The 25,861-nt window shown below is 60.6% G+C and carries 18 protein-coding genes and 1 pseudogene; 7 read left to right on the top strand and 12 right to left on the bottom strand.

Annotated elements, in window-relative coordinates; genetic code table 11:
- From HMPREF2710_RS03630 to HMPREF2710_RS03615, 4 genes are all read right to left on the bottom strand, one after another.
- A partial coding sequence (locus HMPREF2710_RS03630) for a putative glycoside hydrolase family 15 protein (RefSeq protein WP_070599562.1) occupies positions 1–1,147 on the bottom strand: 1,147 nt, incomplete at its 3' end.
- Complete coding sequence (pelF, locus tag HMPREF2710_RS03625) at positions 1,137–2,852, bottom strand: GT4 family glycosyltransferase PelF (RefSeq protein ID WP_070599560.1); 1,716 nt, start codon at positions 2,850–2,852, stop codon at positions 1,137–1,139. The genes HMPREF2710_RS03630 and pelF, both read right to left, overlap by 11 nt.
- Positions 2,853–2,885: 33 nt before the next feature.
- Positions 2,886–4,241 (bottom strand): hypothetical protein, encoded by a 1,356-nt coding sequence (locus tag HMPREF2710_RS03620; RefSeq protein WP_070599557.1) that lies wholly within the window; start codon positions 4,239–4,241, stop codon positions 2,886–2,888.
- A gap of 451 nt (positions 4,242–4,692) precedes the next feature.
- Positions 4,693–9,582 carry an NAD-glutamate dehydrogenase gene (locus HMPREF2710_RS03615; protein ID WP_070599555.1) on the bottom strand — a complete coding sequence of 1,630 codons (4,890 nt, stop codon included), beginning with the start codon at positions 9,580–9,582 and terminating at the stop codon, positions 4,693–4,695.
- A gap of 240 nt (positions 9,583–9,822) precedes the next feature.
- On the opposite strand from HMPREF2710_RS03615, the gene HMPREF2710_RS03610 reads away from it, so the two are divergent.
- Entirely contained in the window at positions 9,823–10,737 is a 915-nt protein-coding gene (locus HMPREF2710_RS03610) for a shikimate dehydrogenase (protein ID WP_049362468.1), read from the top strand.
- Between the two features lie 82 nt (positions 10,738–10,819).
- Here HMPREF2710_RS03610 and HMPREF2710_RS03605 read toward each other — a convergent pair whose 3' ends face one another.
- Positions 10,820–12,112 (bottom strand): MFS transporter, encoded by a 1,293-nt coding sequence (locus HMPREF2710_RS03605; RefSeq protein ID WP_049362471.1) that lies wholly within the window; start codon positions 12,110–12,112, stop codon positions 10,820–10,822.
- A 236-nt stretch (positions 12,113–12,348) separates the two neighbouring features.
- Between HMPREF2710_RS03605 and HMPREF2710_RS03600 the strand changes: the two genes are divergently transcribed.
- From HMPREF2710_RS03600 to HMPREF2710_RS03590, 3 genes are all read left to right on the top strand, one after another.
- Complete coding sequence (locus HMPREF2710_RS03600; protein ID WP_070599553.1) at positions 12,349–13,335, top strand: glycosyltransferase family 2 protein; 987 nt, start codon at positions 12,349–12,351, stop codon at positions 13,333–13,335.
- A 44-nt stretch (positions 13,336–13,379) separates the two neighbouring features.
- Entirely contained in the window at positions 13,380–14,375 is a 996-nt protein-coding gene (locus tag HMPREF2710_RS03595; protein ID WP_070599551.1) for a glycosyltransferase family 2 protein, read from the top strand.
- A 61-nt stretch (positions 14,376–14,436) separates the two neighbouring features.
- Positions 14,437–15,552 (top strand): acyltransferase, encoded by a 1,116-nt coding sequence (locus HMPREF2710_RS03590; protein ID WP_005507973.1) that lies wholly within the window; start codon positions 14,437–14,439, stop codon positions 15,550–15,552.
- A gap of 90 nt (positions 15,553–15,642) precedes the next feature.
- Here the strand turns inward: HMPREF2710_RS03590 and HMPREF2710_RS03585 are convergent, their stop codons facing one another.
- From HMPREF2710_RS03585 to HMPREF2710_RS03565, 5 genes are all read right to left on the bottom strand, one after another.
- Entirely contained in the window at positions 15,643–17,025 is a 1,383-nt protein-coding gene (locus HMPREF2710_RS03585; protein WP_070599549.1) for a hypothetical protein, read from the bottom strand.
- A gap of 117 nt (positions 17,026–17,142) precedes the next feature.
- A complete protein-coding gene (locus HMPREF2710_RS03580; RefSeq protein WP_070599547.1) occupies positions 17,143–18,018 on the bottom strand; it encodes a glycosyltransferase family 2 protein in 876 nt (291 codons plus the stop codon).
- Between the two features lie 51 nt (positions 18,019–18,069).
- The gene (locus tag HMPREF2710_RS03575) at positions 18,070–18,447 is read right to left on the bottom strand and encodes a DUF2304 domain-containing protein (protein ID WP_070599545.1); all 378 of its coding nucleotides are present in this window, start codon (positions 18,445–18,447) and stop codon (positions 18,070–18,072) included.
- The gene (locus HMPREF2710_RS03570; RefSeq protein WP_012902671.1) at positions 18,448–19,185 is read right to left on the bottom strand and encodes a glycosyltransferase family 2 protein; all 738 of its coding nucleotides are present in this window, start codon (positions 19,183–19,185) and stop codon (positions 18,448–18,450) included.
- Between the two features lie 171 nt (positions 19,186–19,356).
- Positions 19,357–21,360, bottom strand: coding sequence for a DUF6541 family protein (locus tag HMPREF2710_RS03565; protein WP_070599543.1), 2,004 nt, complete (start codon positions 21,358–21,360; stop codon positions 19,357–19,359).
- A gap of 394 nt (positions 21,361–21,754) precedes the next feature.
- Between HMPREF2710_RS03565 and HMPREF2710_RS03560 the strand changes: the two genes are divergently transcribed.
- The 3 genes from HMPREF2710_RS03560 to HMPREF2710_RS03550 all read left to right on the top strand — a co-directional run bounded on the left by HMPREF2710_RS03560 (position 21,755) and on the right by HMPREF2710_RS03550 (position 25,128).
- Positions 21,755–22,297, top strand: a complete 543-nt coding sequence (locus tag HMPREF2710_RS03560; RefSeq protein ID WP_070599541.1) for a flavin reductase family protein — start codon at positions 21,755–21,757, stop codon at positions 22,295–22,297.
- Between the two features lie 112 nt (positions 22,298–22,409).
- Positions 22,410–23,639 carry an acetylornithine deacetylase gene (argE, locus tag HMPREF2710_RS03555; RefSeq protein WP_070599539.1) on the top strand — a complete coding sequence of 410 codons (1,230 nt, stop codon included), beginning with the start codon at positions 22,410–22,412 and terminating at the stop codon, positions 23,637–23,639.
- 481 nt (positions 23,640–24,120) lie between these two features.
- Positions 24,121–25,128 carry an MIP/aquaporin family protein gene (locus HMPREF2710_RS03550; RefSeq protein WP_070599537.1) on the top strand — a complete coding sequence of 336 codons (1,008 nt, stop codon included), beginning with the start codon at positions 24,121–24,123 and terminating at the stop codon, positions 25,126–25,128.
- A 173-nt stretch (positions 25,129–25,301) separates the two neighbouring features.
- Here the strand turns inward: HMPREF2710_RS03550 and HMPREF2710_RS09345 are convergent, their stop codons facing one another.
- The gene (locus HMPREF2710_RS09345) at positions 25,302–25,697 is read right to left on the bottom strand and encodes a nucleotidyltransferase family protein (protein ID WP_049340077.1); all 396 of its coding nucleotides are present in this window, start codon (positions 25,695–25,697) and stop codon (positions 25,302–25,304) included.
- 36 nt (positions 25,698–25,733) lie between these two features.
- Positions 25,734–25,847, bottom strand: a pseudogene (locus HMPREF2710_RS09625) (hypothetical protein); the annotation flags it as partial.
- Positions 25,848–25,861: the final 14 nt, after the last annotated feature.

Genomic DNA, 25,861 nt, shown 5'->3' with positions numbered 1-25,861 from the left:
TCGAAGGCACCGGGCGGTTTGCCGCATCCACCAGATGAGAGGGAACCGTCACGGTCACATCCTTCGAGCCGGTGTTCAGAGCAGCCCAACCACGAGTAAAGGCACGAGTCTGAGCGGTCTTCTGAGCGATAATACCGCCGACCGGATCTCCCAGGTCGTAGGAGAGCTCCGGGGCGTGCGGGATCTCGTCGTAGGCGTCGTGGTGGGTTGCACTGATGCCGGTGAAGGCACCTCCACCGAACACCCAGAAGCCCGCCAAACCGTAGAGGAAATTCTCATCCGTGCCGGTAATCGGAGCCTTACGGTCGCTGAGCGGGGTGCGCAGAATCGTCACCTTCTTCTGCGAGGCGGCGCTACGGCCACCCAAACCCGCAAAAGTAGCACCCAGGTTCACGTCGCCCGCCGAGCCGTTCGCAATCTCACGACCCTGCATCACGGCATACGGCGAAGACAGGTAGTCGTTCGGACCCCAGCCGAGCCACACCTCCTCAAAGCCGCCACCGTAGGCGCTGTGACGCTCCCACTTGCCGTAACGCAGACGAGACTCAGCAATATTGGGCACCAGAATCTTGCCAATCTTATTCAGCTCAATACCGGCGTACGCAACCAGAAAATCCAGGTGCTCACGGATCTTCGTCATGGACTCCACGCCCTGGATGGGCAGGTCCAGACCGTAGTAATCGTTCTCCACATCGTTATCAGCCATGACCCCGTCAAAGGGTGAGTCGCGCATTTCGCGCACCACAGCGTCCACCCAGTGCCAACGGTAGTCGGCGTTCCACACCTGCATCTGGAAGTGCTTGGGGTAGCCCTTCCACTCGATACGGTCACCGTTGAGGCGGTGGGCGAAGAAATCCTTACCGGAGTTCGCCATCGACTGCGCCAGCGGGTAAGACACACCCGAAGAATAGATCGGGCCGGGCTCATAAGAGCGGGTGGAGGACAGGCACTTGTACGCCAGTACCACCATTTGAGGTGCACGCTTCTTCAGGTAGCGTGCCGCGTCCAGTTCCCAGGGCTGCAGGATTGCGACAGAGTAGTTCTTGACCGCAAAATCGAGCTGCTGCTGGGTAATGGGCTTACCGCCGTAGCGGACCCAGGCACCAAATTTGCCGGGTCCGCCCAAGCGGGTGAGTTTATTCGCCATCGTACTCCGGGTCGAATTCGGGGGCGCGAGGGGGCAACTTGCCCAGCTCGCGGTAGATCGTGTTGTAGCGGTCCATGACCAGTCGCAGCTGGAAGAAGCTGACGATACGGTCGTAGGCGTTCACACAGTAGCGTTCGTAGATGCTGGGCTCCTCCATGAGGGTGCGCAGCGCCGCCGCGAAGCCGTGAATATCGCCGGGGATGGTCAAGATACCGCAGTTACCGATTTCGTGGCCGTCGGGGGCGACCAGCACATCGTCGATGAGCTGGGACATACCGCCCACGTCGGTGCTGACCAGCGGGATGGACGCAGCCATCGCCTCGAGCGCCACAATCGGCTGACCCTCATTGTAGCTGGGCATGAGCAGCAGGTCGAAGCGGTCGAGCATCGCACGCACGTTCACGGTGCCGTGGAAGGTGATGTACTCGCCCATGTTGAGCTCTTCGATGGTGCGCAGGCACAGTTCGTAGTACTCGGGCAGGTGGTCCTTGGGGCCGAGCACGTCCAGGTGGAAGTTCACCAGACCCTGATCGCGCAGCACCGCGAGGGAGCGAATCAGGTCGGTCAGGCCCTTAATGGGCACCACGCGGGCAATGAACACGAAGCGCCACACGTGGCCGCGACCCTCAGCGAGGATGCGGGCACGCGCCGCCTGGCGGGCGTAGTAGGCTTCCGCCACGGACTCGATGAGCATACCGTTAGGCAAAATGATTGCGCGGTCCTTCTCGCCCTCGTTCATCTGGTCGATGGGCGCGCCAATACCGCGTGCCTCTTCCAGAGCCTTGGGGTACAGGTAGGTTGCCATGTCAGCGCTGGGGTAGCAGAAGCGGCCCATTTCGACGAACCAGACGGACCAGGCACGCTCGTCGAGAGTGACCGGGCCCAGGCCGGGGTGCTCACGCTCTTCGTTGAGGAAGGCGTAGTCGGTGGTGACGGGCTTCGCCATGTTGCGTTCGAGCTTGGTGTTCACGGTATCGCGAATGTAGAGGTTGTGCTCGGTCAGCAGGAAGCTGGTGCCGTGGTCACGTGCGGCTGCGGCGGCGATGAGTGCCGCGTAGCCGGTGGTGTGGGCGTGGTAGACGCGGGCGTGCGGCATCCGCTCGTGCAGGATCGCAAAGAGGATGGAGACGAAGTCGCGCACCTTCCAGAAGAGCTCACCGAAGGGCACCTCGGAGAAGAAGCCCAGACCCGCAATCGCCTGCATGAACTCGCGGGTTCCGAAGAGGCCGAAGAGGTTGTAGCTGCGGGTTGCGGGGTTGATGCCCTCGTCGTAGAGCTTCCAGAGGGGGTTCACGTCGCCGGCGATGAGGGCGCTGAATCCGTCCATGAGGCGCTGGGTGAGCGCCTGACGCTCCGCAAAGTTCATGCGCAGTGCGGAGGGATCGCAGGCTTCCGCGAAGGCGTCGCGGTTAACTTCCAAGCTCAGGTACAGCACCTTGACCCACTTGACGTTCTCGGGCATGCCGTAGAGGTCTTCGTGGGGGGAGTTCTTATCCCAGGCGATGTGAATAATGCCGTAGGTCAGATCCGGGTTTTCGCAGACGATATCGTGCACCACCGCAGACACACCACCCTTGAGGTAGGGGTAGGTGGATTCCATGATGATGGCGACGTCAACGTCCGGGTATTCGGGGTCGCTGTAGTGGGGGCCGGGAGCCGGAAGCTGCAGCGGCGCGTAGTGGTTTCGGTACATCTGTTCAGTCATTGTCGTGTGTATCTTTCGCGGACCGTGCGGTTCTTACCAGGCGAGGGCTCGACGCCAGAAGAGGGAGTACTCGGGGGCTGCCCACGCCTGACGGTAGACGCGGTAGCAGGCGAAGGCGAGCACTGCCTCGCCCACGATGATGGGCAGGTAGCCGGTCTCGTTGGGCAGAATCATGAAGGAGATGAAGAGCAGCACCAGGTGCGCCGCGGAGAGCAGCTGCACAGTGACGTACATGGTCATGTACTCAATCTGGTAGATCAGCAGTGCCACTGCAACGAAGAGGAACGCCACGACCAGGCCGGAGAGCGCCAGCGGGTAGGACTGCGGCAGGAAGATGAACATCAGGATGCCGGTAACGATAGCGCTGGCGATGTAAATCAGCAGGGAGTTGCGGATAGCGTGGTTGGAGGTGCGCAGAGCCTTGGAGGACTCCTCCTGAACGCCTTTGTAGGGCAGGCGGTCGAAGATGGTCCACAGGTGCTGGATGCTTGCGTTGACGCGGTCTGCCTCCACCACGAAGAAGTAGTTGTAGGCGATAACGCAGGGGATCAGGCTCAGGTAGATTGCCACGACGTTAATCTCGCCGCCGGTGACCAGGAAGAGCATGTACTTATCGGCCCAGATGATGGAGCCGGTGAAGAAGCCGCGCAGGGCATCGAGTGCAATGTCCTTGAGCGGGATGCGTGCGAAGTGCAGCAGGTGCACCAGGTCCTTACCGAGGCTCACCAGCAGGATGAGCGAACCAACCAGCGGCGGCAGGAACCAGATGATGGGGTAGCAGAGCAGGGCGAGAGAGTAGCCGAGCCACGCGATGAACCAGATGATGCGGTTCTTCGCGAGGTTCGGGATGACCAGCAGCTGCGCGAACGCAATATTGAGAACACCCAGGACAAAGAACGCACCGAATGCAGTCGGGGACCAGTGGAGGACGAGGGCGACCGGTACGGCGAAGAGCAGTACCAGCGGCATGGTCATGAAGAAGAGGTAGAGCCAGTTGCGGGTGAACGCGGTCAGGTCGGTAATGTCCTGGAACTGCGGCTCGGACATGCGTGCGCGTACGGCGCGTGCTTCGGCGCGCTTGAGCTGGTGCTCAAGGGTTTCAGCGTGAATACGCAGGCCTTCGCGGGCGTCCGCAATCTTCTTGTGCTCCATCTGGATAGCACGGTAAAGGGGCAGGCAGGCTGCCTGGCTGAGCCAAGGAACGGTAATGGATGCTGCCAGGATCACCTGAATCAGGGGTACACCATCGAGGTTGTACCGGTTAATCGTCGGGGTGACGATGGGGAAGATGGTGGTCAGCAGTGCGACCGGAGAGACGTAAAGCAGAAAGTTAATGAGGAGGCGCCATGCGCTGTTGCTTTTTTCCTCAGTACCGTGGTTGGTAGACAATCTTGCAGACTTTCAGTCGATAATCGTAAAGATTAGGGGCAGTGTGTTTTAACAGCACCGTGTGACGTGCCAGGGGAAAGAGTCGTCGTACCGAGAAGTGCCGGGTCCCCATGGTTTGCGCTGATGCCGCCGTGAATCAATATACGGCATATATCAACTAAAACCTTTGGTTTCCTTAACCCTCTACTTGATATTTGAAGGGATTTAGGACACACCCCCATAATGTGCATCACGCCAAAACGCAAAACACCTAGTGAGAGCAGTGTTCTGCGCAATATGTGTAGGGTGCAACAACCCTGAGAAGGGTATTCCCAAGCGATACGCCCACACGCAGGGCGTCAATATGCAGGATGTCCCCACCCAACATGCTCCTGCGCAAAAGCATCCCGGCCCCTCCGACCGGGAGGGAACCGGGATGCTCTAAGCGGCGACCCTAACGGGTCTTATTTACTTAGGATGCGCTAGCGAGGGTGCGCAGTGCTACGGACACTACAGCCAGTCGCGGGTGACCGGTTGCATCCGGAGCTGCCTCAGCAATCTCCTCGAGGATGCGGTCGATGTTACCCACGCGGGTCGGGTGCTCCTCAATCCAGGTTGCCAGCGCCTGCTGTGCACCATCCACGGTGGAGAAGTCGCCCTTCGCGCCCTCAGCCACGGACAGTGCGAGGCTTGCAGCAGTCTCGTAGAGGCTGCCGCGCATTGCCTGGCGTGCCAGGATCTCCCAGCGGTCGCTGCGGGGCAGGTCGGAGATGAGGCCGAGCAGTTCGTCCACCTTGAAGCGGTCGTAGGTTGCGAAGTAGACCGGTGCCAGCGAGGTTGCCTCGAAGTCGTGATCGGCGGCCGAACGAATCACGTCCAGCAGGGCGTAGCCCTCGAAGCCGCGAATCCAGATGACGATGAGCTCCTCGGGCAGGCCCCATGCCTCGCCTGCGTCACGCTTTGCACGGACGCGAGCGCGGGAGGTGCCGGAGAGGTACTCGGGCAGGTTGCGACGCATCTCGACGACGGAACCGAAGGTCTCCAGCAGCTCGGAGATGCTGGTGCCAGCGACCACGCCACGCTCGGTGATGAACCAGCGGACCGCACGATCCAGAACGCGCTGGTTGTCGCGCAGGACGGTGAACCATGCATCCAGCGGGGTCTTCGGGGGCAGTTCGCGGTGCAGCTTAGCTGCGGTGCCCAGCTCGAAGAGCTCACGAGCGACGATGAAGGCGCGTGCGACGGAATCGATACCGACGTTGAACTCCTCCATGATGCGGTATGCGAAGGTGATACCGCCGATGTTGACCAGCTCGTTGGCGACGCGGGTGCAGATGATTTCCTTACGCAGCGGGTGCGAGTCCAGGTGCTGACCGAAGCGCTCGACCAGTGCTGCCGGGAAGTAGCTGCGCAGAACGCCTTCCAGGTAGGGGTCGTCCGCGAAGTCGGTCTGCTCCAGTGCGTGGGTGAGGTAAATCTTCACGTACGCAGCCAGGACGGACAGCTCGGGGCGGGTCAGACGCTCGCCGGTGTTCTCCAGGCGTGCATCCAGCTCCTCGTCGGTGGGCAGGAACTCGACGGCGCGGTTCAGGCCGGCGTGCTCCTCCAGGTCGTGCATGAGGCGCTTGTACAGGTTGGTGCCCAGGAAGGAACCGTGGAACTCGCCCTGCAGCAGCACGTTCTGGTCGACGTTGGTCTCGAGGACCTTGCCGCCAACCTCGTCCTGCAGGGACTCGATGAAGGAGGCGCGCTCCTCGGCTGAGAGTTCACCGCGTGCCACGAGGCGGTCCACCAGAATCTTGATGTTGACCTCGCGGTCACTGGTTTCCACACCTGCGGAGTTGTCGATTGCGTCGGTGTTGAGGATGACGCCGTTGAGCGCAGCCTCGATACGACCCAGCTGGGTGAAGCCGAGGTTACCGCCCTCGCCAACAATCTTGGCGCGCAGGTCCTTACCGTTGACGCGCAGTGCGTCGTTAGCCTTGTCGCCCACCTGTGCGTTGGTCTCGGTGGAGGCCTTCACGTAGGTACCGATACCACCGTTGTAAATCAGGTCGACCGGTGCCTTCAGGATTGCGGAAATCAGCTCGGTCGGTGCCAGCTCGGTGACGGACTCGTCCAGGTCCAGAACCTCGCGCACCTCGGGGGTGATCTCGATGGACTTCAGGCCGCGAGAGTACACGCCACCACCGGCGGAAATCAGGTCGCGGTTGTAGTCCTGCCAGGAGGAACGGGGCAGGTTGTACAGGCGCTGACGCTCGTCGAAGGACACTGCCGCGTTCGGGTTCGGGTCCAGGAAGATGTCGCGGTGGTCGAATGCTGCGACCAGGCGGGTTGCCTTGGAGCGGAGCAGACCGTTACCGAACACGTCACCGGACATGTCGCCAATGCCGACTGCGGTGAACTCTTCGGTCTGAGCGTCGTGGCCGAGCTCAGCGAAGTGACGCTTAACGGACTCCCATGCACCGCGTGCGGTGATGCCCATAGCCTTGTGGTCGTAGCCGACGGAGCCGCCGGATGCGAAGGCGTCGCCCAGCCAGAAGCCGCGCTCGAGGCTAATTGCGTTTGCGGTGTCGGAGAATGCTGCGGTGCCCTTATCCGCTGCAACGACCAGGTAGTAGTCGTCAGCGTCGCGTGCTACAACGCCCTCGGGGCGGACAACGGTCTCGGAGCCGTCGGTGCCCACCGCAAGGTTGTCGGTGACGTCCAGCAGGGAGCCGATGAAGACCTTGTAGGACTCACGGCCCTCGGTGATCCATGCGTCGCGATCCACTGCGGGGTCGGGCAGCTGCTTGGGGTAGAAGCCACCCTTCGCGCCGGTGGGGATAATGACGGCGTTCTTCACCATCTGTGCCTTGACCAGGCCCAGAACCTCGGTGCGGAAGTCGTCGCGGCGGTCCGACCAGCGCAGGCCACCACGTGCGACGCTACCGAAGCGCAGGTGAACACCCTCAACGCGCGGGGAGTATACGAAAATCTCGAACTTGGGGCGGGGCAGGGGTGCGAAGTCAATCTCCTGCGGTGCCACCTTGAATGCGAGTGCGGGGCGGTCAGCAAGGTATGCGTTGGTGCGCAGGATAGCGCGGATGACCTTGCCGAGGGAGCGCAGGTAGCGGTCAGCGTCCAGGGTGGGGATCTGGTTCAGTTCCTCAACCAGGGCTGCTTCGATTTCGTCACGGCGTGCGTTGCGCTGCTCATCGTTGAGACCGTTGTTCGGGTCGAAGCTGACCTCGAAGAACTCGACCAGGTGCTTGGTGATGGCCGGGTTAGCGAGCAGGGTGTTCGACATGAAGGACGGGGTGTAGCCCAGGCCCAGCTGAATCAGGTAGTGGTTCAGGGCACGGAACAGACGTACTTCCTGCCAGGTCAGGCCCTCAGCCAGGATCAGGCGGTCCAGGGTATCGGACTCGCGCTCACCGAGCAGGTAGGCGTTCAGGGCATCCTCGTACAGGGAAGCCACAGCGTTTGCGTCCACGCCCTCGGGGAATTCAACTCCGAAGTCGTAGAGGTAGCCGTAGTCTTCGCCATCCTCAGGCTTGAACTCGTAGGGCTTCTGATCAACAACGACCAGGCCCATATTCTGCATAACCGGCAGAAGCTCGGTGAGGGTGTGAGGTGCGGACAGGTAGGTCTTCAGTCGGGTGGTGTTGGCTTCGCCGGCTTCAACCTTGATTGCGGCGGGCTTCTGGCCCGAGAGAGATTCAAGAATCACGATATCCTCGATTGCTTGTTCTACTGTGTAATCGGCTCGGTAGGCTGCGCTAGTCGCATCTGCCCAGGCTGATGCGAGGCGGCGGCCTGCCGCTCCGGGTTTCCATGCCTCAATAGCAGCTGCGGTTGCTTCCACCCAGGAGCGGGCGGCTTCTTGCAGTCGCTTTTCGAGAGCTTGATGATCCGTCTTCGGCACATCGTTGGGGTTGGTGAGCCGAATGCGGAAAAATAGACGCGCCAACGATGAGGAGGACAGGTACACCTCATGGTCGATGGCACTAAGATCAAATTCCTGTTGGAACACCCGCTGGATACGGGAGCACACGTTCGTGTTGTAACGATCCCGAGGCAGGTACACCACGGCGGAAATAAACCGGTTGAACCGGTCAGCGCGCAGGAACAGGCGGGTCTTGCGGCGCTCCTCCAGGCCCATGATGCCGCCGAACGTATCGGTCAGATCATTAGCGGAAGCGTGCAGCAGCTCCAGGCGCGGGTAATCCTCCAAGGCACCCAGAAGCGCCTTGTCAGAGTAAGAACCGGGGTGGTAGCCGAGGCGGCGGCGCACCATCGCGATACGCTCACGCACCAGCGGAGTCTCAATAGCGGGCAGTGCGTACGCCTGGCGGGTGAACAGGCCCAGAATGACGTACTCACCAATCACGCGGCCATTCAGGTCGAAGCGGCGCACACCAATGTAGTCCAGGTAGTCGTTCCGTGCGACGGTGGAGCGGGAATTCGCCTTCGTGATGTACAGGGGGCGCGGGAACAGGGCACGCTCCAGGGTCTCACCCGAAAGGGGGATGCGGCTCCTACCCTCCGTGGTGCGCAGAATACCGAGCGCCGAACCGGGGCGGTCCACCAGAGAAATAGCGCCGGAGGTGCCGTCCAGCACGCGCTCCTTAACGCCCATGAACACGAAGTTGCCGCGGGTCAGCCAGCGCAGGAAGTCCTGTGCCACCTCCACACGGGATGCAGGCTCCACACCGCGCGGGTTGGCGGCATAGGATTCCTCACCATGACCCAGGGTTGCGCCGCGCAGATCGTACATGGACTGCGCCAGGTCGAAAACGCGGGTGACCATGGCGTCCAGGTCGGTGTGGCATGCGCGAACGTCAGCGAGGACGCGCTCAACTTCCTTCTCGCAGCGGCGCTGATCTTCCTCAGTGAGGTAGCGGGTCAGGCGGACCGCAATCCAGGACTCAATAGCGACCGTGGTGCCCTCGGGGGCGTTATCACTGAGCTTGAGGGAGGGCACGCCAAGAGTGGCGGTATCGCCGCTGGCAAGGTTGCCGCGCATGCCGGTGCCACGCAGGCTCAGGAGGTTACCGTCCGGGCCGCGTTCGGCGAGGAAGGTGGGGTGAAGAATGGTGACGAAACCACCAAAGTGCGTGGCAAGGCATGCGGTCAGGGAGCTGACGATGTGCGGCATGTCGTCGGTCGCGACGTACAGGGTGGTGTTGTACTCGTCGTTGCGTGCGGCAACGACAGGCGTCTTGGGCAGGCGGATTTGAGCCAGCGCACGGTGGGTGCGAGCCAAATCCTCTAACTCTGCCGGGGTGAACTCTTCACGCTCATCTTCGGGGCTGTTCAGGAAATACTGCTCGACCCATGCATCGGCGCCAGCGAAGTGTGCCATAGCCTTGTCAGTCATTGACAATCTATCCTCCGAATATCGGTATCACTTCACTGTGACGGTGTCTGTGTGGTCTCATGTGCGCGCCGTGGCGCGCGAGCACTTATACCAAGCTTATACCTTCGAGGTGTTTCTGTCAGACATATCGCTCTTGTGGGCGTAGAAATTATTTTTATCTTCTTCCCAAATCCAGCGCGCATTTGGTACGGGTTCAAGAAAGTAGGTGCATCTTACGAGGCGGACACGTACAGTGAAACTATGAGTTTGCGTACTGAATCTTTCCTGGTGGGCCTCATTGGTGATGGCATCACCTCTTCCCTGACCCCTCCCATGCATGAGGCGGAGGCGGACGCGCACGGGGTGCGCTACCTGTACCGCCCCGTCGACCTGGACGCCCTGAACCTGGATGGCGCCTCCGCCCCGGCACTTCTGGATGCGGCGGCACTGCTCGGCTTCAACGCTTTCAACATCACGCACCCCTGCAAGCAGTCGGTCATGGAGCACCTGCACGAACTGTCGGATGCGGCACGCGCCCTGGGCGCGGTCAATTGCGTGGTGATTGGCGAGGATGGCAGCTTCTACGGCGATAACACGGACTACTCCGGGTTCATTGCGGGATTGAAGCGCGGCCTGCCGCAGGTTGCGGAGGATCCGGCGCGACTGGAGCACGTGGTGCAGCTGGGTGCTGGCGGTGCCGGTAGCGCCACGGCATACGCACTGTGCCGCCTGGGGGTGCGCCGCCTGAGTCTCTTTGAGCGTGACGCAGCGAAGGCGCAGGGGCTTGCGGAGCAGCTGGGTGGGCTCTTCCCGCAGACCCGAATCGAGGTGCTGAGCGACGACGAGCGCCTCATTGAAGCTCTACTGGAAGCTCAGGGTTTGGTGAATGCAACCCCGGTGGGTATGCACGTGCATCCGGGTATGCCGTTGAGCGAGTCGGCGCTGAGCGCCGGGGTGTTGCGTGAGGGCCTGTGGGTTGCGGACGTCATCTACCTGCCGCAACAGACGCAGCTGGTGCGCGCGGCGCGTGCCGCCGGGTGCGAGGTGCTGACGGGCGGCTACATGGCGGTGGGTCAGGCGGTGGATGCGTTCCGCCTCTTCACCGGGCTGGAACCGAACGCCGAGCGTATGGCGGCGCATTTTGAGGCGCTGATTGCGGCACAGCAGGGGGTTTAGAAAACCAAACGCAGGTGGGGTTGGATAGGTATCTATCCAGCCCCACCTTTATTTATTCTATATACAGAATATATTGTTCGGGTTATGCATCCAGCTCAGCCAGGGACTTCTTGTACCCTTCACGAGCCGTCAGCGCACCCAACGCCACGAGCACACACATGGCGACCGTGAACACGGCGGGCAGCACCGCGTTATGCAGGTCGGCACCGGCGAGGCTCGTCGCCACGGCAGGCGCCACGCCTCCAGAAATTGCGAAGCCAATCTGGGTACCCAGCGCCAGGCCGGTCACGCGCACGCGGGTCGGGAACATCTCCGCATAGAAGGCGGGCCACACGCCGTTCGCCATGGAGTACAGCGCACCGTGCATGAGCACGCCGTAGGTGAAGATACCCACCCAGTTGCCCTCGGTAATCGCGCCGAGGTACGGGAACATCACCAGGGACGAAGCAACCGCACCGGTAATGAACACGGGCTTACGACCGATCCGGTCGGCAAGCATGGCGGCGAGCGGAATAGCAATCAGACCGAGAGTGTTCGAGGCGACCGGCACCAGCAGCATGGTACTGCGGTCGAGGCCGTAACCCTTGGTGGCGAAGGACAGCGCGAAGGTCGTGAAGACCATGTTCACAGTGTTGACCATGGCGCACACGGCGATGGTGAGAACGGCACGCTTGTGGTGCTTGAAAACCAGCACGAGCGGGGACTCGGTGAGCTTTTCGCGCTGCAGGTAGGCGGGCGGCTCGGAGAGAGTGCGGCGAATCAGCCAGGCGGTGACCACCACGAAGGCGGAGAGCCAGAAGGGTACGCGCCAGCCCCAGGTGAGCAGGTGCTCATCCGGCAGGGCGGCGAAGGGAATGAACACGGCGGTTGCCAGCAGCGAACCGAACTGGGTGCCCTGCAGGGTCCAGCTGGTCGTGAAGGCGCGCTGATGCTCGTTGGCGTGCTCCAGGGAGATGGAGATGGAGCTTGCCTGCTCACCGGCGGCGGAGAGGCCCTGAAGCATACGGCAGGCTACTAGCAGGGTGGGGGCGAGGATACCCGCCTCGCTGTAGGTCGGCAGGCAGCCAATGGCGAAGGTGGCAAAGCCCATCAGGAAGAGGGTGAGCATCAGGACGAATCGGCGGCCGTAACGGTCACCGAGGGGCCCAACAATCATGGCGCCAAAGGGTCGCACAACGTAGGCGACGCCCACAACCACCATGGACTTGAGGATGCCGATGGCGGCGGTGTCTTCGGGGAAGAAGATGCGGTTGAGTACGATTGCCGCGGCGGTGCCGTAGACGGCGAAGTCGTAGTATTCGAGGGCGGAGCCTATCCAGCTGGCGAGGGCGGCTCGTCGTGGTGATCGGGCGGGCGCGTCGGTGCGTCGGCTCATGGGTGGCTCCTTCGGTGGTGTACCCGTTGGGAGGGGCGGGGCCGCGGTGTGGGCGGCCCGCGCGGTCTGTCAATGTGCCCTTCCAGTGTAGGGAGCGTACCGCACGTTTTCCATAGGGTTACCTAAGTTCCCAGAGTATGAAGACAGTATGAAGTAGGAATAGCAGGCTGATACCCCCAGCCCCCGTATGATGTATCTGTATGTAGTTCCGTCACCAATGTTCTCTAAGGGGTACCATGTCTTCACCGCGCACCAGCATTATCATGCCGGTCTACAACACGGCTGACACCGTTGTCGCCGCGATGGAGTCCGTTCTGGCGCAGACCGACCCCGACTTTGAGCTGCTGGTGGTGGTGGACGGCTCCCCGGATCGTTCCTCCGAGGTGATTGCCGAGTTCCTGCAGGGCACCCCCGACCCCCGCATCCGCCTGTTCGACAATGAGCAGAACGCTGGTGTGTCTGCGGCACGCAACCAGGGTCTGGATGAGGCGCGCGGCGAGTGGATTACGTTCATTGATTCTGATGACACGTACCGCCCCGAGTTCCTGGAGCGCCTGCACGCCGCGGCGGCACGTAACGGCGCGGATGTGGCAACCTGCGGTCACACCATTGCCCGCGCCGACGGCTCCACGATGGACCGCCCGCAGGGTGCGCCCGGCACGTACACGGGTCGCGATATTGCCATCAACTATCTACTGAACCGTTTTACGGGTTTTGTGCACGATAAGATTTTCCGCGCTTCGCTCTTCTCTTCGGTACGTTTCGCAACCGATATTCACCGCGCCGAGGATGCCCTCGCGGTCTTTGAGTGCCTCATGCAGGCACAGAAGCTTGAGGTTATCCCGGACTGCCTGTACCTGTACCACATGGGCTCTGAGGGTCTGACCTGGGGCCGCGTAACCCCGGTGGAGGAAAGCATCCGCCACACCCGCTACATGCGTGAAGCGGGTGCACCGCTGCTCTCCTCCAAGGAGGGTCAGCAGGCGATGGCGATTTCTTCTGCCCTGACCTACCTGAATAATGCGCAGCAGGCGCTCATGAGCGATAGCGTCGACTCGGATGCGGTAATCCGCGAGTGCCGCCGCCAGATCGAGTGGGGTTGGGTTGTGCCGGCGCTGCGTTCTAGCCCGGTGGTGGGTGCGGCGAGCCTGCTGTTGAAGCTCTCCCCCACCCTGTACCGCACCCTGTACGGCGCGTACGTTCGCCGCGCCTACAGCATGTAAACTTCAACGTTCTCATCAGCCCCGTTCTCAAAGGTTCCCACCCTATGTCTGCCATCCCTCGCACGAGCATCATTATGCCGGTCTACAACACCGCCTCCACTGTCATTACGGCGATTAAGTCGGTGCTGGCGCAGACCGACCCCAATTTTGAGCTTCTGGTCATGATTGACGGCTCCCCGGATGATTCGGCGCAGCTGATTGCCGAGTATCTGCAGCGCAACCCGGATGAGCGTGTGCGCGTGTTCAATAACCCTGAGAACCAGGGTCCTTCCGCGGTGCGTAATCAGGGCCTGGATGAGGCGCGCGGCGCGTGGGTGGCGTTCCTCGATTCCGACGACATTCTCTACCCGACCTTCCTGGAACGCCTGCACTACCACGCGGAGCGTACCGGCGCGCAGGTGGTCAATTGCGCCCACAATATGGTGGCGGCCGACGGTTCGATTACGCAGCGTCTGAAGGGCACCCCCGGCATACTGACCGGTCAGGAGGCGGCGTTCGCCCTGCTCAAGGATGAGCTGTCCCCCTACCCTTGGGATAAACTCATTGACCGTTCCCTGCTGGAGGGCATCTACTTCCCGGCAGATATTCGCCGCGCCGAGGATGAGTGCGTCATCCTGGACTGCTACCTGCGAGCGCAGAGCGTGACCGTCATTGATGAGCCGCTGTACGCCTACGCGGTGAGCGCGGCAAGCCTGACGTGGAGCCGTATCACTCCCCTGGATGAGACGCGCCGCCTGCTGGAATATTTTGAGAAGTCTCTGCAGCGTACGAGCACGTATCATCTGCCTGCCGGTCAGGAGGCGCTGACGATTGCTCGTGTTCTTGCGTACCTGAATAATGCGCAGCAGGCGCTGATTGTGGGCGGCGAGAGCGCATCGGCGGTGTTGGCGGGTTGCCGTGCCGGTTTTACGGTGCGCGATGCGCTGCTTGCGTTGCGCATCCGCCCGGTGTTTGGTGCCGCCGGCCTGCTGTTGAAGACCAGCACGGCGCTGTACCGTCTGCTGTACGGTGCGTACGTTAAGCGGGTCTATAACCTTTAGATTTCGGGTGCGTGCACCCATGTTTCGTCACACTCACACACATTGATTGGAGTGGATTTTCATGTCCTCCAAACCTGCATCGGCGCAGGTGGCGTCTTCTCAACCTGCGGATGCTCAGCCTGAGTCTCAGGTGCCTGCCGCGCGCCCTAAGCCCGCGCGAAAGGTGTACCTGGACCTTATTAATGTTCTTGCCATTATCTTCGTGGTGGCGTTGCATGTGCGGTTCAACTATCGGGTGGATTACGATTCGCCCGGCTGGGTTCTCGAGAACATTCTTTCGGGTACCGCGGTTGCGGCTGTGCCGCTTTTCTTCATGGCCTCGGGCATTACCCTGCTGAATTTCACGAACCGTGAGAGCGTCGGCACGTTCTATAAGAAGCGTTTCACGAAGATTCTGATTCCGCTGCTGGTGTGGGGTCAGGTGTATCTCTTTGCGCGCAGCTGGTTTAAGCACACTCCCCTGCCTACGGGTGAGGAGATTCTGGCGGTGCTGTTGGCGCCGAACAAGGTGGGTGTGACCCTCTGGTATTTGGAGGCGCTCATCGGCGTGTACCTGGTGTTGCCGATCTTCTCGTACGCCCTGCGTGGTGCCGGTGAGAAGAAGGTGCAGCTGGCGTGGCTGATGGCTGCGCTGGGTCTGCTGATGCCCATTGCGACTGCTACCCTGCAGAAGATTAATCCGCAGTTTATGCCGGAGTTCTCGGCACCCATCGTGGGGTATGTGGGCTTCTGCTTCTTGGGTTATGCATTGGCGAATACGGAGTTTAGCCTGCCGTGGCGTCTGGTGATTTATGTGCTGGGTATTGCCGGTTCTCTGGCACATATTCTGGTGGGCCCGTACCTGGTACTGAACCACCCGGGCCTGGGCGGTTTGGCGACCGAGTACCTGTCTGTTCCGACGATTTTCTGGGCCGCGGCGGTGTTCGTGTTCTTCAAATCTCTGCCGCTGAATCGCCTGCCGGAGGCGGTTCAGACGGGTCTGCGTAAGCTGTCGGCTCTGACTTTTGGTGTGTACCTGATTCACCTGCTGATTATTCAGGGCCTCGCCGCCTACGGTTGGCCGCTGGTGGATTACCGCCTGGAGGCACCCTACGCGCTGCTGGTGTGGGCTTCTTCGCTGATTCTGGTGTGGCTGCTGCGCTGGATTCCGCCGGTCCGTAAGTGGCTGATTCCCTAGCAGTGAGCCGCCTACCGGGTTAAACCTATGGGAGGGGCACGTACGTGATGTACGTGCCCCTCCCATAGGTTTTTAAGCAGAGGTTTTAAGCTACTCGGCGTGAGCTTCTTCCGCGCGGGATGCCAAAGCCACGCCCACCATGTGCACCACGAAGCCGCAGACCGGGCCGACCGCCAACGCCACGATAGCGCGCGGCACCAGCGGCGCGGGGATCAGGAACGCCAAGCTCAAGGTCACCGCCGCGGCAACCACCCAACCGGCGAGGTAGATGCGGTGCTGGTTCACCGCGAGCGCCATATTGCCTGAGAGGGTCATGAGCGCCAGCAGTGCCGAGGCGAAGACCAGTGCACCCAGGGTAATGCCGGAGGCTGCCGCCTTGTACGCGGACTCTGCACCTGCGGCAGGCGGGTAAATCAGGCGGAACAGCAGCGGACCCACCAGGTACGCCGCCAACGCGCCCATAGCGCCCACAGCCACCACTGCGGCGGCAGGCTTAATGAACGCCGCTACGGGGCGGTGGCGCTGCTTCAAGAAGGCAGAAACCGCCACACCCTGGAACGCCTGCAGGGGAATCATGATCGGCGAACGGGTAATGGAAATCGCCAGGATCAGGGTGCCCAGCACAACCGGTTCGCTCTCCGCGGCGCCGCTCGCCTTCAGCACGTTCGGGAAGCCCATCATCAGCACCGCCGCGGCGGCAGAGGACAGGAACGACCAGAGAATATTGGTTATCAGGCGCCCCGCGGGTACATCGGCACGGGCAACCCACAGGCGGCGACCCGAGACGGTCACGAACGCCAGGATGAGCCACAGACCCATCGGCACGACGGTTGCCACCTCAAGGCCGGCAAGGGAAGGAATCATGAGCGCAGCCGCAAGCATGAGGATGAGGCGCCCAGCCGATTCCAGACCGCCCACCGCCGCGAAAAGGTACCAGCGGTCCTCACCGGCGGTCACACCGCTCATAGTCGCCTGCAGGGCGTAGAGGAACACACCCACCGCCATGACGGTCACGCCCACCGCCGCCGAATGCGGAATCTGATGACCCGCCCACAGCGGGGAGCTTACCAGCACCAGCGCACCGGCGATAGCACCCAGGGCCGCGGTCACCGTAACCACGCGAGCGCCCTGCGGCGCGGAACCCTCAGCAGATGCAGTCCTGCCGGATGCAGCCCTGTTAGCTAAAGCCCTGTCAGCTACAGCACGGGTGCGTGCCGTACCCACCGCGCGCGTAATCTCCGGCTGAATGCCCGTAATAATGCCGGTCACCGTGAAAAGCGCCGCCCAAAACAGCAGGAACTCCGTCAGCTCCGAACCATTCAGGGCACGCTGAGCAATCATCGTCACCACCAGCGTGGAGACCGCCGCCAACAGGGACGAACCCAAAAGCGCCAGGGACTGGTAGCGGGTGACCGTGCCCGAAGGCTGAGCCTCAACGGCGTCCTGGGCTCCTACAGTATCTTGGGCTTCCACGGTGTCCTCCTCGTTCCTAGCCGCCAACACTAGCCGCTAACACAGACCATCATTACATACGCAGATGCGCCGCACATCCACCGCAGGATGTACGACGCACCGCACACAAATATAGGTTTACTTCACCACATGCTCGGCAAGGTTCTTAACACCCTGCCACTTCTTCGCCAGGGCTGCCTTCGGCAGCAGAGTCAGCGCGTGAGCACGCGAGGAGAAACGGATACGGGCCACGCGGGCAGCCTTCGACCAGCCCAGAGCCGCCATCTCATCAGCAATAGTGTTCATGTAGCGGCGCTCCTCATCAAAGCGGGTACCCTCCAGGGCACGCCAGGACGAGTCAGAACCACCGTGACGACGGTACATGAACGCAACCTGCGGATCGTAGTACAGGGAGCCGCCACGCATCGTAATGTCGAGGATCAGCGCCATGTCCTGCACAACGTTCAGGCCCTCACGGAAGCCGGTGCCCACAATAGCGTCCTTACGCCAGCCCAAGGACGGGAAGTAGAACCACGCGCCGCGCAGCAGGGAGGTAGCCAGCTCCTCACCCTGCAGAACAGCCTCACCCTTGGGGCGGTAGAACGCCTTAGTCTGCTCCACCAGGGTGTTCGACAGGCCGTTGTTCTCATCAATCACAACCACGCCAGGCTGGAAAATGGATGCCTCGGGGTGCTTCGCCGCCGAATCCACCAGCCACTGCACATAGTTGGGGAGCATGACATCATCAGCACCCATGACGGTGACCAGGTCATTCTCTACGAAGGTCAGGCACTTGCGGTAATTACCGTTCGCGCCCAAGTTCTTCTCATTACGCATGTAGGTGATGCGCTCATCCTTGAGCGACTCGAACCATCCGGGAATCGAGTCGTCCGGGTAGCCGTCATCGACAACAATCAGGCGCCAGTCCGGGTTGGTCTGACCGACCACAGACAGCACAGCCTGCTTCATCATGGCAACGTCGCCGTAGTAGGGGAACAGAATATCAACGGTCATGAGGTATTACTCCAAGCTCAAACGTGTAGAAACGTATAAAAATCAGGGGCTTTAGTGCTTCTTCTGCTCTCGCTCCGCAGCACGAGAAGCACCCTGCGGCTGACGCTGAAGAGCCTTCATAATCGCCACTTCTTCAGCGAGGGTACGCATATCATCCGTAATCTTCGAGATAGCCAGGGTCAAGTGCAAGCTAATACCCATCAGCATAATAATCGCCAGTAGGAACAGCAGGTTGACCGGGGTCTCAATACCCACCAGACGCGAGAGGGAATCCAAAAGCTTCGGGAAAAGCGCCAACACAATCATGATGACGCCAACAATAAGCCACAGTGCGGCGTACTTTTCCTTCATCTTCTGGTTGCGTACCTGCGCCAGAACGAGAACCTCCATCACCACCACGATGAGAAGGAAGAAAATATTTGCACTCATTTACTTAGACCCCACATTCGTTTTCTGGCGAGTCATCGACATGCCAAACGAGAAGAAAGAACGAACCAGGTACACCGCAGACTTCCACGGGCTTGAAGAAGGAGTACCGCCCTGACGCTCACGCATCTCAACCGGCACCTGTTTTACAGTCAAGCCAGAACGAATCGCCATCACGCAGGCGTCGATACAGTCACCCAGATACTCAGCAGGTAGATGCTCGCAATACTGCTCAATCGCCTTGCGGTCTGCCGCACGGAAGCCGGAGGTGGCGTCGGTGAACTTCTCGCCTGAAATCATCGTAAACATACGGGCCAGAACCACCATCGCCCACTTACGCGGACCAGACACCTTATAGTTCGTCGCCTCAGCAAAGCGGGAACCAATCGAAATGTTGACGTCCTCCAGGCCAGCAAGCACAGTGCGGATACCCTTCGGGTCATGCTGGCCATCAGCATCAACCTGAATCGCGCAATCATATCCAGCTTGGCGAGCATACTTGTAACCGGTGCGCAAAGCGCCACCGATACCCATGTTGTAGGGAAGATCAATCACGAAAGCGCCGGTAGCGCGCGCAATCTCAGAGGTGCGGTCGGTGGATCCATCATTGACGACCACCAGATCGACCTCAGGCATCATGCGGAAAAGTTCTTCAATTGTGCCCCCAATAACTTCCTCTTCATTCCACGCGGGCATAATGATGAGGGGTCGAGGGGTCTGCTTAAAAGTCTCTGATTCCATGCGGTGCTATCTCTTGTGTATATGGCATACGGAAGCTAGTATGCACACAAAGGCATACCGGTTTTACATCTTATCAGCACTCTCTTAACGACGCTCGAAGTAGCACCGCGGGGGTGGTCTAGTATCCACGCCACCCCCGCAATACTTCAGGCAGCCCAAAAGTGCCAGATACTAGTTATTATCGCAAGCGCTAATGCGATACAGAGTCATCGGACCCGAGGAGTACACCGGGGTCAGAACGTCCGTATCAATAGCAGCCACGAGGCCGTCGTAGTTTTTCTGTGCGTCTGGGCCGAAGTTCAACTGGTTCTCCAGGTGAACGTACCAGTGGGCCTTGTACTTGTTCACCTCGTGGCACACCTCCGGATTTGTACGAGCGTCCTTGAGGTTGTGCATAATTGCCGAGTACTTGGGTGAGGTCTCAAACTCGAAGTGGTATCCCGTCAGGTGACGATCTGCCAGCGCGTAAATATAGGCGCTACCGTCCCAGGGGTTGTTCACGATCACATCGCCCTTCGGCACGATCTTCGGGATCTCGTTAATGACGTTCATCTCGTCCTGATTCAGCACCACAGAGGTCGGGGTCACTCGGTATTCCTGCGATACCGCCAGAGTTGTCTCCTGCACCGAGGGTACACGCGAAGAAAGACCAGCAACTACCAGTACCAGAACCATCGCAACGCCCATGCCGACGGTCGCAACCTTCAATCGTGCCGGGCGCGGCGCGCGGCGCGCAACCCAGGTAAGCAGACCTTCCACGAAGCCGCCCAAGCCGATACCAGCCAGAATCACCGAGGGGAATACCACCAGAGCCGCCAGACGGAAGTGATCTGTGTACCAGGGGCCCACCATCAGCAGACGGAACTCGCCGCGCGGCACCGAGGCGGATACAATCCATAGGTAACCAATCAGCACCCAGCTGGCAATCAGCCACAGGTTACGGCGCTTGTACAGTAGGTACCCCGCGCCCCACAGAGCCAGGAAACCGGCCAGATACGAGGGGTTGAATGTATCTCTCAACTGATTGGCGTTCTCCAAGCCCAGGAAGAGGAACTGGTAGAGCGCCTCACCCTCGGTGAGCATAGGCTCCCACGTGTTGCTGGCAGATGCGCCGGGACGCAGGAACCACCAGGCACCCACACACCCAAGAATTACCAGCCCGAGTAGAGCGGATCCCACCCACTTCTGGCGAGAGGTCAGCTCGCGTGAGCGCACTACCCACGCCACCCCGGCCAGCACCAGCGGCAGAGCAAAGACCACAGCAGACACCACCGCGTTCGGATGCACAAGCGCTAGACCCGCGACACCCACCAGGGCGGCAAGACACAGGGAAAGCAGAGCTGCGTACTCGCCGCGCACCATCACCTGCACCAGGCATACCATGAGTGCCACAAATGATGGCACCAGAGCGTAACCCAGCAGATTCGGGAAGAGCACACCCCAGCGCAACAACAGACCGGGGAAGGCGGCAAAACCACAGGTCAGCGCAGGGATTGCCAACGCCTGCAGGCGACGCAGCTTCGGGATGCTCAGGCTTAGCGCCACCAGCGAGCAGGGCCACAAAATGCTGGCAGCCAGTAACACGGTCACGATGGTGGCAGTCGCAATGCTCGTACCCGTAGTGCTATAAATCAGGGACACAAAATCATGCCAACCCGCCGGGTAAAATGCCGGTTGCTGGTCTGCCGCAGATACCGCGCCCAGGGTCAGGCTCGACGCGTCACCGTGCTCCTGAATCCAACGGATTGCATTCATATGGAATGAGTTATCCAGGCTCTGCGAGAACGCCTCAGGTCCGTAGACCATGTCCTCGGTCATGTGCAGCACCAGGAATCCGCCTAAAACAGCACCCACCACCGGCCACGCCACAGGAACATCGTTACCCGGCCACTCTGCGGAGGTCAGAGCGGGCCAGCGGCGACCCACTAGCCACATCAGGCCCGCTGCCGTAGCCACCAACACGACCGCGACCACTACGAAGGAAATCAGGTTCCACGCAATCCCGATCTTACCCAGCACAATTGCCGAGACGGCAATCAGGGCAAAGGACAGGAGCGGAGAGAGGAAGACGCGCAGACGTGCGGGAACACGCAGCGCCCAGCCCATTGCATAGCCGGGGCCAAAAGCCAACACGACCGCAAAAAGTAGCAGCGGAATAGTTGCCAACCAGCTCATTAACCCTCTTCTCCCCACAGTTCACGCACCCGAAAACCCCTCAAATACGGGGCGCGGTGCGCTTTCGCGTACCAAGCAAGGATACCCTAGAGCCCTCATCACCCCCGCGAAACCCCGCGGAATAGAGAGGGACAGCACCCAAAACCAAGCGTTCCGCACCTTTCACGGGGCACCCAGTGGAATACCTCCCGGAAGCCCCCAAACGGCGAAGAATATGACGTAATATTTCGCGCCCCGCGTCATGAAAGGTACACCTAAGAAACATAGGGCAATAAATAAGGTGTTCAGCACCCATTAGCTTTACCCTGAAACATATCTCCCCTTAACAAAGGGTCGCCCAACGCATACACATCTGGACGAACCCTAAACGCAGCCGCAGAAGAAAGGGTCGATCATGACCGAAACCATTGCAGCACAGGCACCCATCGCCGACACCTCCGAGCAGTTCAAGCTCGCCTTCGGACACCAGCCCGCCGGTGTCGCCATCATCACCGCCACCGACGAAAACGGTGACCCCGCAGGCTTCACCGCCTCCTCGCTGACCTCCGTCGCCGCAGAACCGCCGATTATCGCCTTCTCCCTCAAGGCAAACAGCGGCTCCGCAGCAAAGATCGCGGCTGCGTCCTCCTTCCTCGTGCACATGCTCGACGCTGAGAATGTGACCCTCGCGAAGAACTTCGCAACCCACGACTACCCCCGCTTCGACGACCCCAGCACCTGGGAATTCGTCCACACCGGCGAGCCCCTCGTCCACGGCGTACGCCGCGTACTGCGCGCAACCCCACTCAGCCGCGTTGAGGCAGGCCCCGCACTCGTCTTCACCGCGCAGGTTGAAGAGTTCATCCGCAACGACTGCGAAGGCACCCCGCTGGTCTACCACTCGCGTAACTTCCACGCGCTGGGCGACCACTCGAACGTGAACAACTACAGCATCTAACCCCGCGCAGGGGTCACGGGGCGGTATTCGACGACCATGAGGCGACGAATACCGCCCCGCGGCGTACCCTGAACATAAAAGCGCACAGCATTACATTGCAGAAGGAATAGTTATGACGGCTCAGACCACCCAGCCCGCATCCCTCCCCTGGCTCGAAAAGCTCATCGCGATTCCCACCGTCTCCGGAACCTCCAACCTGGAACTTATTGAGCTCATCGAAACCGAATTTGCCCGCTACGGCTACAGCGGCGTGCGCACCTACAACGAGGACGGCACCCGCGCCAACCTGCTGGTCACCGTCCCTGCCGCTGACGGCACTACCCGCGGCGGCGTTATCCTCTCCGGTCACACGGACGTCGTACCCGTCGCCGGTCAGGACTGGGACGCCGACCCCTTCACTCTGCGTGTGGAGGGTACCCGCGCCTACGGTCGCGGCGTGTGCGATATGAAGGGCTTCCTCGCCGTGGCGCTCTGGCTACTGCCGCGCGTTGCCGAGGCGAAGTTGCGCACTCCCCTGCACTTCGCGTTCTCCTACGATGAAGAAATCGGTTGCATCGGTGCGCCCTCCCTCATTGAGGAGTTCGTGGCGCGCGACCTCGCCCCCGACTACGCGATTGTTGGTGAGCCCTCCAGCATGCGCATTATCTCCGCGCACAAGGGTGCACACCGCGGTCGCGTCACCTTCACCGGCGTGGCCAAGCACGGTTCCCTTGCCACACACGGCGTGAATGCGATCGCCGCAGCCGGCGAGTTCATCACCTTCTTCACCGACATGGCGGACCAGTGGGAGGAAGAAGGCCCGTTCGACGAGTCGTTCATCATTCCCCACTCCACCGGTAGCGTGAACCTGGCAACCGGCGGCCTGCAGTACAACATCGTCGCTGAGCAGGCTGTGGTGGAGTACGATGTGCGTACCCTACCGCAGGTGACCACCGAATCCTTCGTGGAGCGCATTGACCGCGAGCTTTCCGAGGTCATCCTGCCCGACCTGCAGGCGCGCGCCGCACGTGCCGAAAAGCTGACCGGCGCGGAGCCCGGTAGCCTCACCTCCCGCGTGGGTGTGAAGCACGAACTGCTCGCAGCCGTGCCGGGCCTGGGTACCGAGGACGACGCACCCATCGTGCACCTCGCCCACGAGTGGCTGGGCACCAATGACGCACCGCAGAAGGTCACTTACGGCACCGAAGCGGGCCAGTTCCAGCGCGCCGGCGTGCAGAGCATCATTTGCGGCCCCGGCGATATTGCCCAGGCGCACTCCCCGAACGAGTGGATTGAGCTGGAGCAGCTGAGCGAATGCGAGCGCTTCTTCGAGGCGATTCTCGACTGGGCGAGCACCAAGTAGTAGCCGTGTAGCTGCGTAACAGCCAGTCCACCGCGGTTCGCAAGAGCCGCAGTTAGAGCCGCATAAAAATTACAGAAACTGCCCGGGTACCCCGTGAGGTGCCCGGGCATTCTATGCTGATGGCAAGTGGTGTGGGCGGGGGTGAGTGTTGGTTTGATCGCGGGTTTATTCGCGAGTTTCTCCATGGGTTCAACCGCAAATTGAGGGAGTGAGTCCAAGGTGTGGACTATGCCCGATTTTCCCCTCATCTTCCACATTTATTTTTAAACGAAAAACCCGAAAAACCGCTTATGTCTAAGGGTGAAATAACACATAAGTATTGCCCTTCTAGGGCATTCAGGGTTCCATAGATGCCAAAGGTTTAAACACGCCACTCGGGCGGCATAACCCCACACAGAACCACACCTCCCTCACGCTCGGCACTGCACGCCCGGTCGAACCCCGGTTCGCCACCCGCAGTTCACTACCTGAAGGACACCCCGTGTACACCATCAGCCCCTACCTCGCCGAATTCCTCGGCACGCTCATCATGTGCACCATCGGCTGCGGCGTCATCGCCAACGTCGAACTCCGCCGCTCCAAAGGCCACGGCGACAACTTCTTCACCATCGCCTTCGGCTGGGGCTTCGCCGTCACCTTCGGCGTCTACGCCTCCCACGCCTATTCCGGCGGCCACCTCAACCCCGCTGTGTCTATCGGCCTGGCAGCGTTCGGCGAGTTCTCCTGGGAGAAGGTCCCCGGCTACATCATCGCCCAGGTACTCGGCGCAATGGTCGGCGCCGGACTGGTCTACCTCAACTACCTGCCGCACTGGAAAGCAACCGCCGACAAGAAGATTAAGCTCGGCGTTTTCGGCACCGTCCCCGCTATTCACAACTACTTCACCAACGCCCTCTCCGAAATGATCGGCACGTTCATGCTGGTCTTCTCGGCACTGTACACCGGCGTAAACTTCAAGCCGTCCATCAGCGGCGGTGTGGAACTCTCTCTCAACCTCAACGACGTGCTCAAGCCCCTCGCCTTCGGCTTCATGGTCACCGTACTCGTCATCGGCCTGGGCGGTCAGACCGGCTACGCCCTGAACCCCGCCCGTGACTTCGGTCCGCGCCTCATGCACGCCCTGCTGCCCATCCACGATAAGGGCTCCTCGCGCTGGTTCTACGCGTGGGTTCCGATCTGCGGCCCGATTGCCGGCGGTTTCATGGGTGGCGCATTCTTCAAGCTCTACTACGAGGGTCAGGTCAGCCCGTGGCTGTTCGTTTCCAGTGCTCTGGCACTTGTGGTTCTGCTCTTCGCGTGGTGGGCTAATAGCCACCTGTACCGCGCACCCAGCTCCGAGGTCATCCCCGAGTTTGAGGACACCCACGCTACCGCGGCGGCACGCGCGGCAACCTACACGCCGACCGGTTCCATGCCGATTCTGCTGCCCGAAGAGGTGAAGGGCAACCGTAGCACCCGCGTCGTCAACCAGGTGATTGAGGACGACTAGTCTTCCCGCCCGAGAACTTCCCTGTCTAGGGTTTCATCTAAAAACGGCGAACCCCTCATTTTCATAACCTGCACAATATCGGTCAGGTTATGAAAATGAGGGGTTCGTTGCGTCTACCTCACGGAAAAGCTTCGGAGGTGATGATGAGAAGTGCACCTTAAAAAGGTCCCAGCTTAGGCTTCAGCGTGGACATCATTCACCTCCAGCTGCCCAAAGAGAACCTCCATAGGACGCGACCGCACAGTCTGCACGAAGCCATCCTGCGAGTTCCAAGCCTCAGGAGATAGCCGCTTCACATTCACCTCATAGCCAAGCTTCTGCTCAGCATCATCGATAGCCTCATACAGCTTCTGCCGTGAAGGGGAGCCCACAACCAGCACATCAATATCATTCGGCACGTGCCCCGCCACCCCAGAACGACGGCTAGCCCACGAACCATAAATAGCGGCACCCTCAATATTGGAAACACCCTGCAAAGTATCCCGGAGCACCGGAACAGGACCATAAGTTACCAGAATCAACTGACGCATCGCCTGACCCACCGGATTATCAACCTTGGCTTGCACCATACGGGTCCTACCAACATTCTGGACAGTCACCAGACCAGATTGATTTAGACGATTCACCTCTCGGGAAACAGTCGGCAACGATGCACGTGTCGCATCAGCAATCTGTGACACCGTGTATTGCTGCTCAGGGTGAGAGAACAGCAATGCCATCACTTCACCCTGCA

The organism is Rothia sp. HMSC069D01, from assembly GCF_001810135.1.
In the GTDB taxonomy this organism is placed as follows: domain Bacteria; phylum Actinomycetota; class Actinomycetes; order Actinomycetales; family Micrococcaceae; genus Rothia.
The sequence above is the reverse complement of the archived record's forward strand: the minus strand, read 5'-3'. Positions and strand labels throughout refer to the sequence as shown.

Excerpts from the sequence above, each read along its gene's own strand:
- pelF (WP_070599560.1), bottom strand. The coding sequence starts at position 2,852 with ATGACTGAACAGATGTACCGAAACCACTACGCGCCGCTGCAGCTTCCG.
- HMPREF2710_RS03615 (WP_070599555.1), bottom strand. The coding sequence starts at position 9,582 with ATGACTGACAAGGCTATGGCACACTTCGCTGGCGCCGATGCATGGGTC.
- HMPREF2710_RS03610 (WP_049362468.1), top strand. The coding sequence starts at position 9,823 with ATGAGTTTGCGTACTGAATCTTTCCTGGTGGGCCTCATTGGTGATGGC.
- HMPREF2710_RS03605 (WP_049362471.1), bottom strand. The coding sequence starts at position 12,112 with ATGAGCCGACGCACCGACGCGCCCGCCCGATCACCACGACGAGCCGCC.
- HMPREF2710_RS03600 (WP_070599553.1), top strand. The coding sequence starts at position 12,349 with ATGTCTTCACCGCGCACCAGCATTATCATGCCGGTCTACAACACGGCT.
- HMPREF2710_RS03595 (WP_070599551.1), top strand. The coding sequence starts at position 13,380 with ATGTCTGCCATCCCTCGCACGAGCATCATTATGCCGGTCTACAACACC.
- HMPREF2710_RS03590 (WP_005507973.1), top strand. The coding sequence starts at position 14,437 with ATGTCCTCCAAACCTGCATCGGCGCAGGTGGCGTCTTCTCAACCTGCG.
- HMPREF2710_RS03580 (WP_070599547.1), bottom strand. The coding sequence starts at position 18,018 with ATGACCGTTGATATTCTGTTCCCCTACTACGGCGACGTTGCCATGATG.
- HMPREF2710_RS03575 (WP_070599545.1), bottom strand. The coding sequence starts at position 18,447 with ATGAGTGCAAATATTTTCTTCCTTCTCATCGTGGTGGTGATGGAGGTT.
- HMPREF2710_RS03570 (WP_012902671.1), bottom strand. The coding sequence starts at position 19,185 with ATGGAATCAGAGACTTTTAAGCAGACCCCTCGACCCCTCATCATTATG.
- HMPREF2710_RS03565 (WP_070599543.1), bottom strand. The coding sequence starts at position 21,360 with ATGAGCTGGTTGGCAACTATTCCGCTGCTACTTTTTGCGGTCGTGTTG.
- HMPREF2710_RS03560 (WP_070599541.1), top strand. The coding sequence starts at position 21,755 with ATGACCGAAACCATTGCAGCACAGGCACCCATCGCCGACACCTCCGAG.
- argE (WP_070599539.1), top strand. The coding sequence starts at position 22,410 with ATGACGGCTCAGACCACCCAGCCCGCATCCCTCCCCTGGCTCGAAAAG.
- HMPREF2710_RS09345 (WP_049340077.1), bottom strand. The coding sequence starts at position 25,697 with ATGGTGCAAGCCAAGGTTGATAATCCGGTGGGTCAGGCGATGCGTCAG.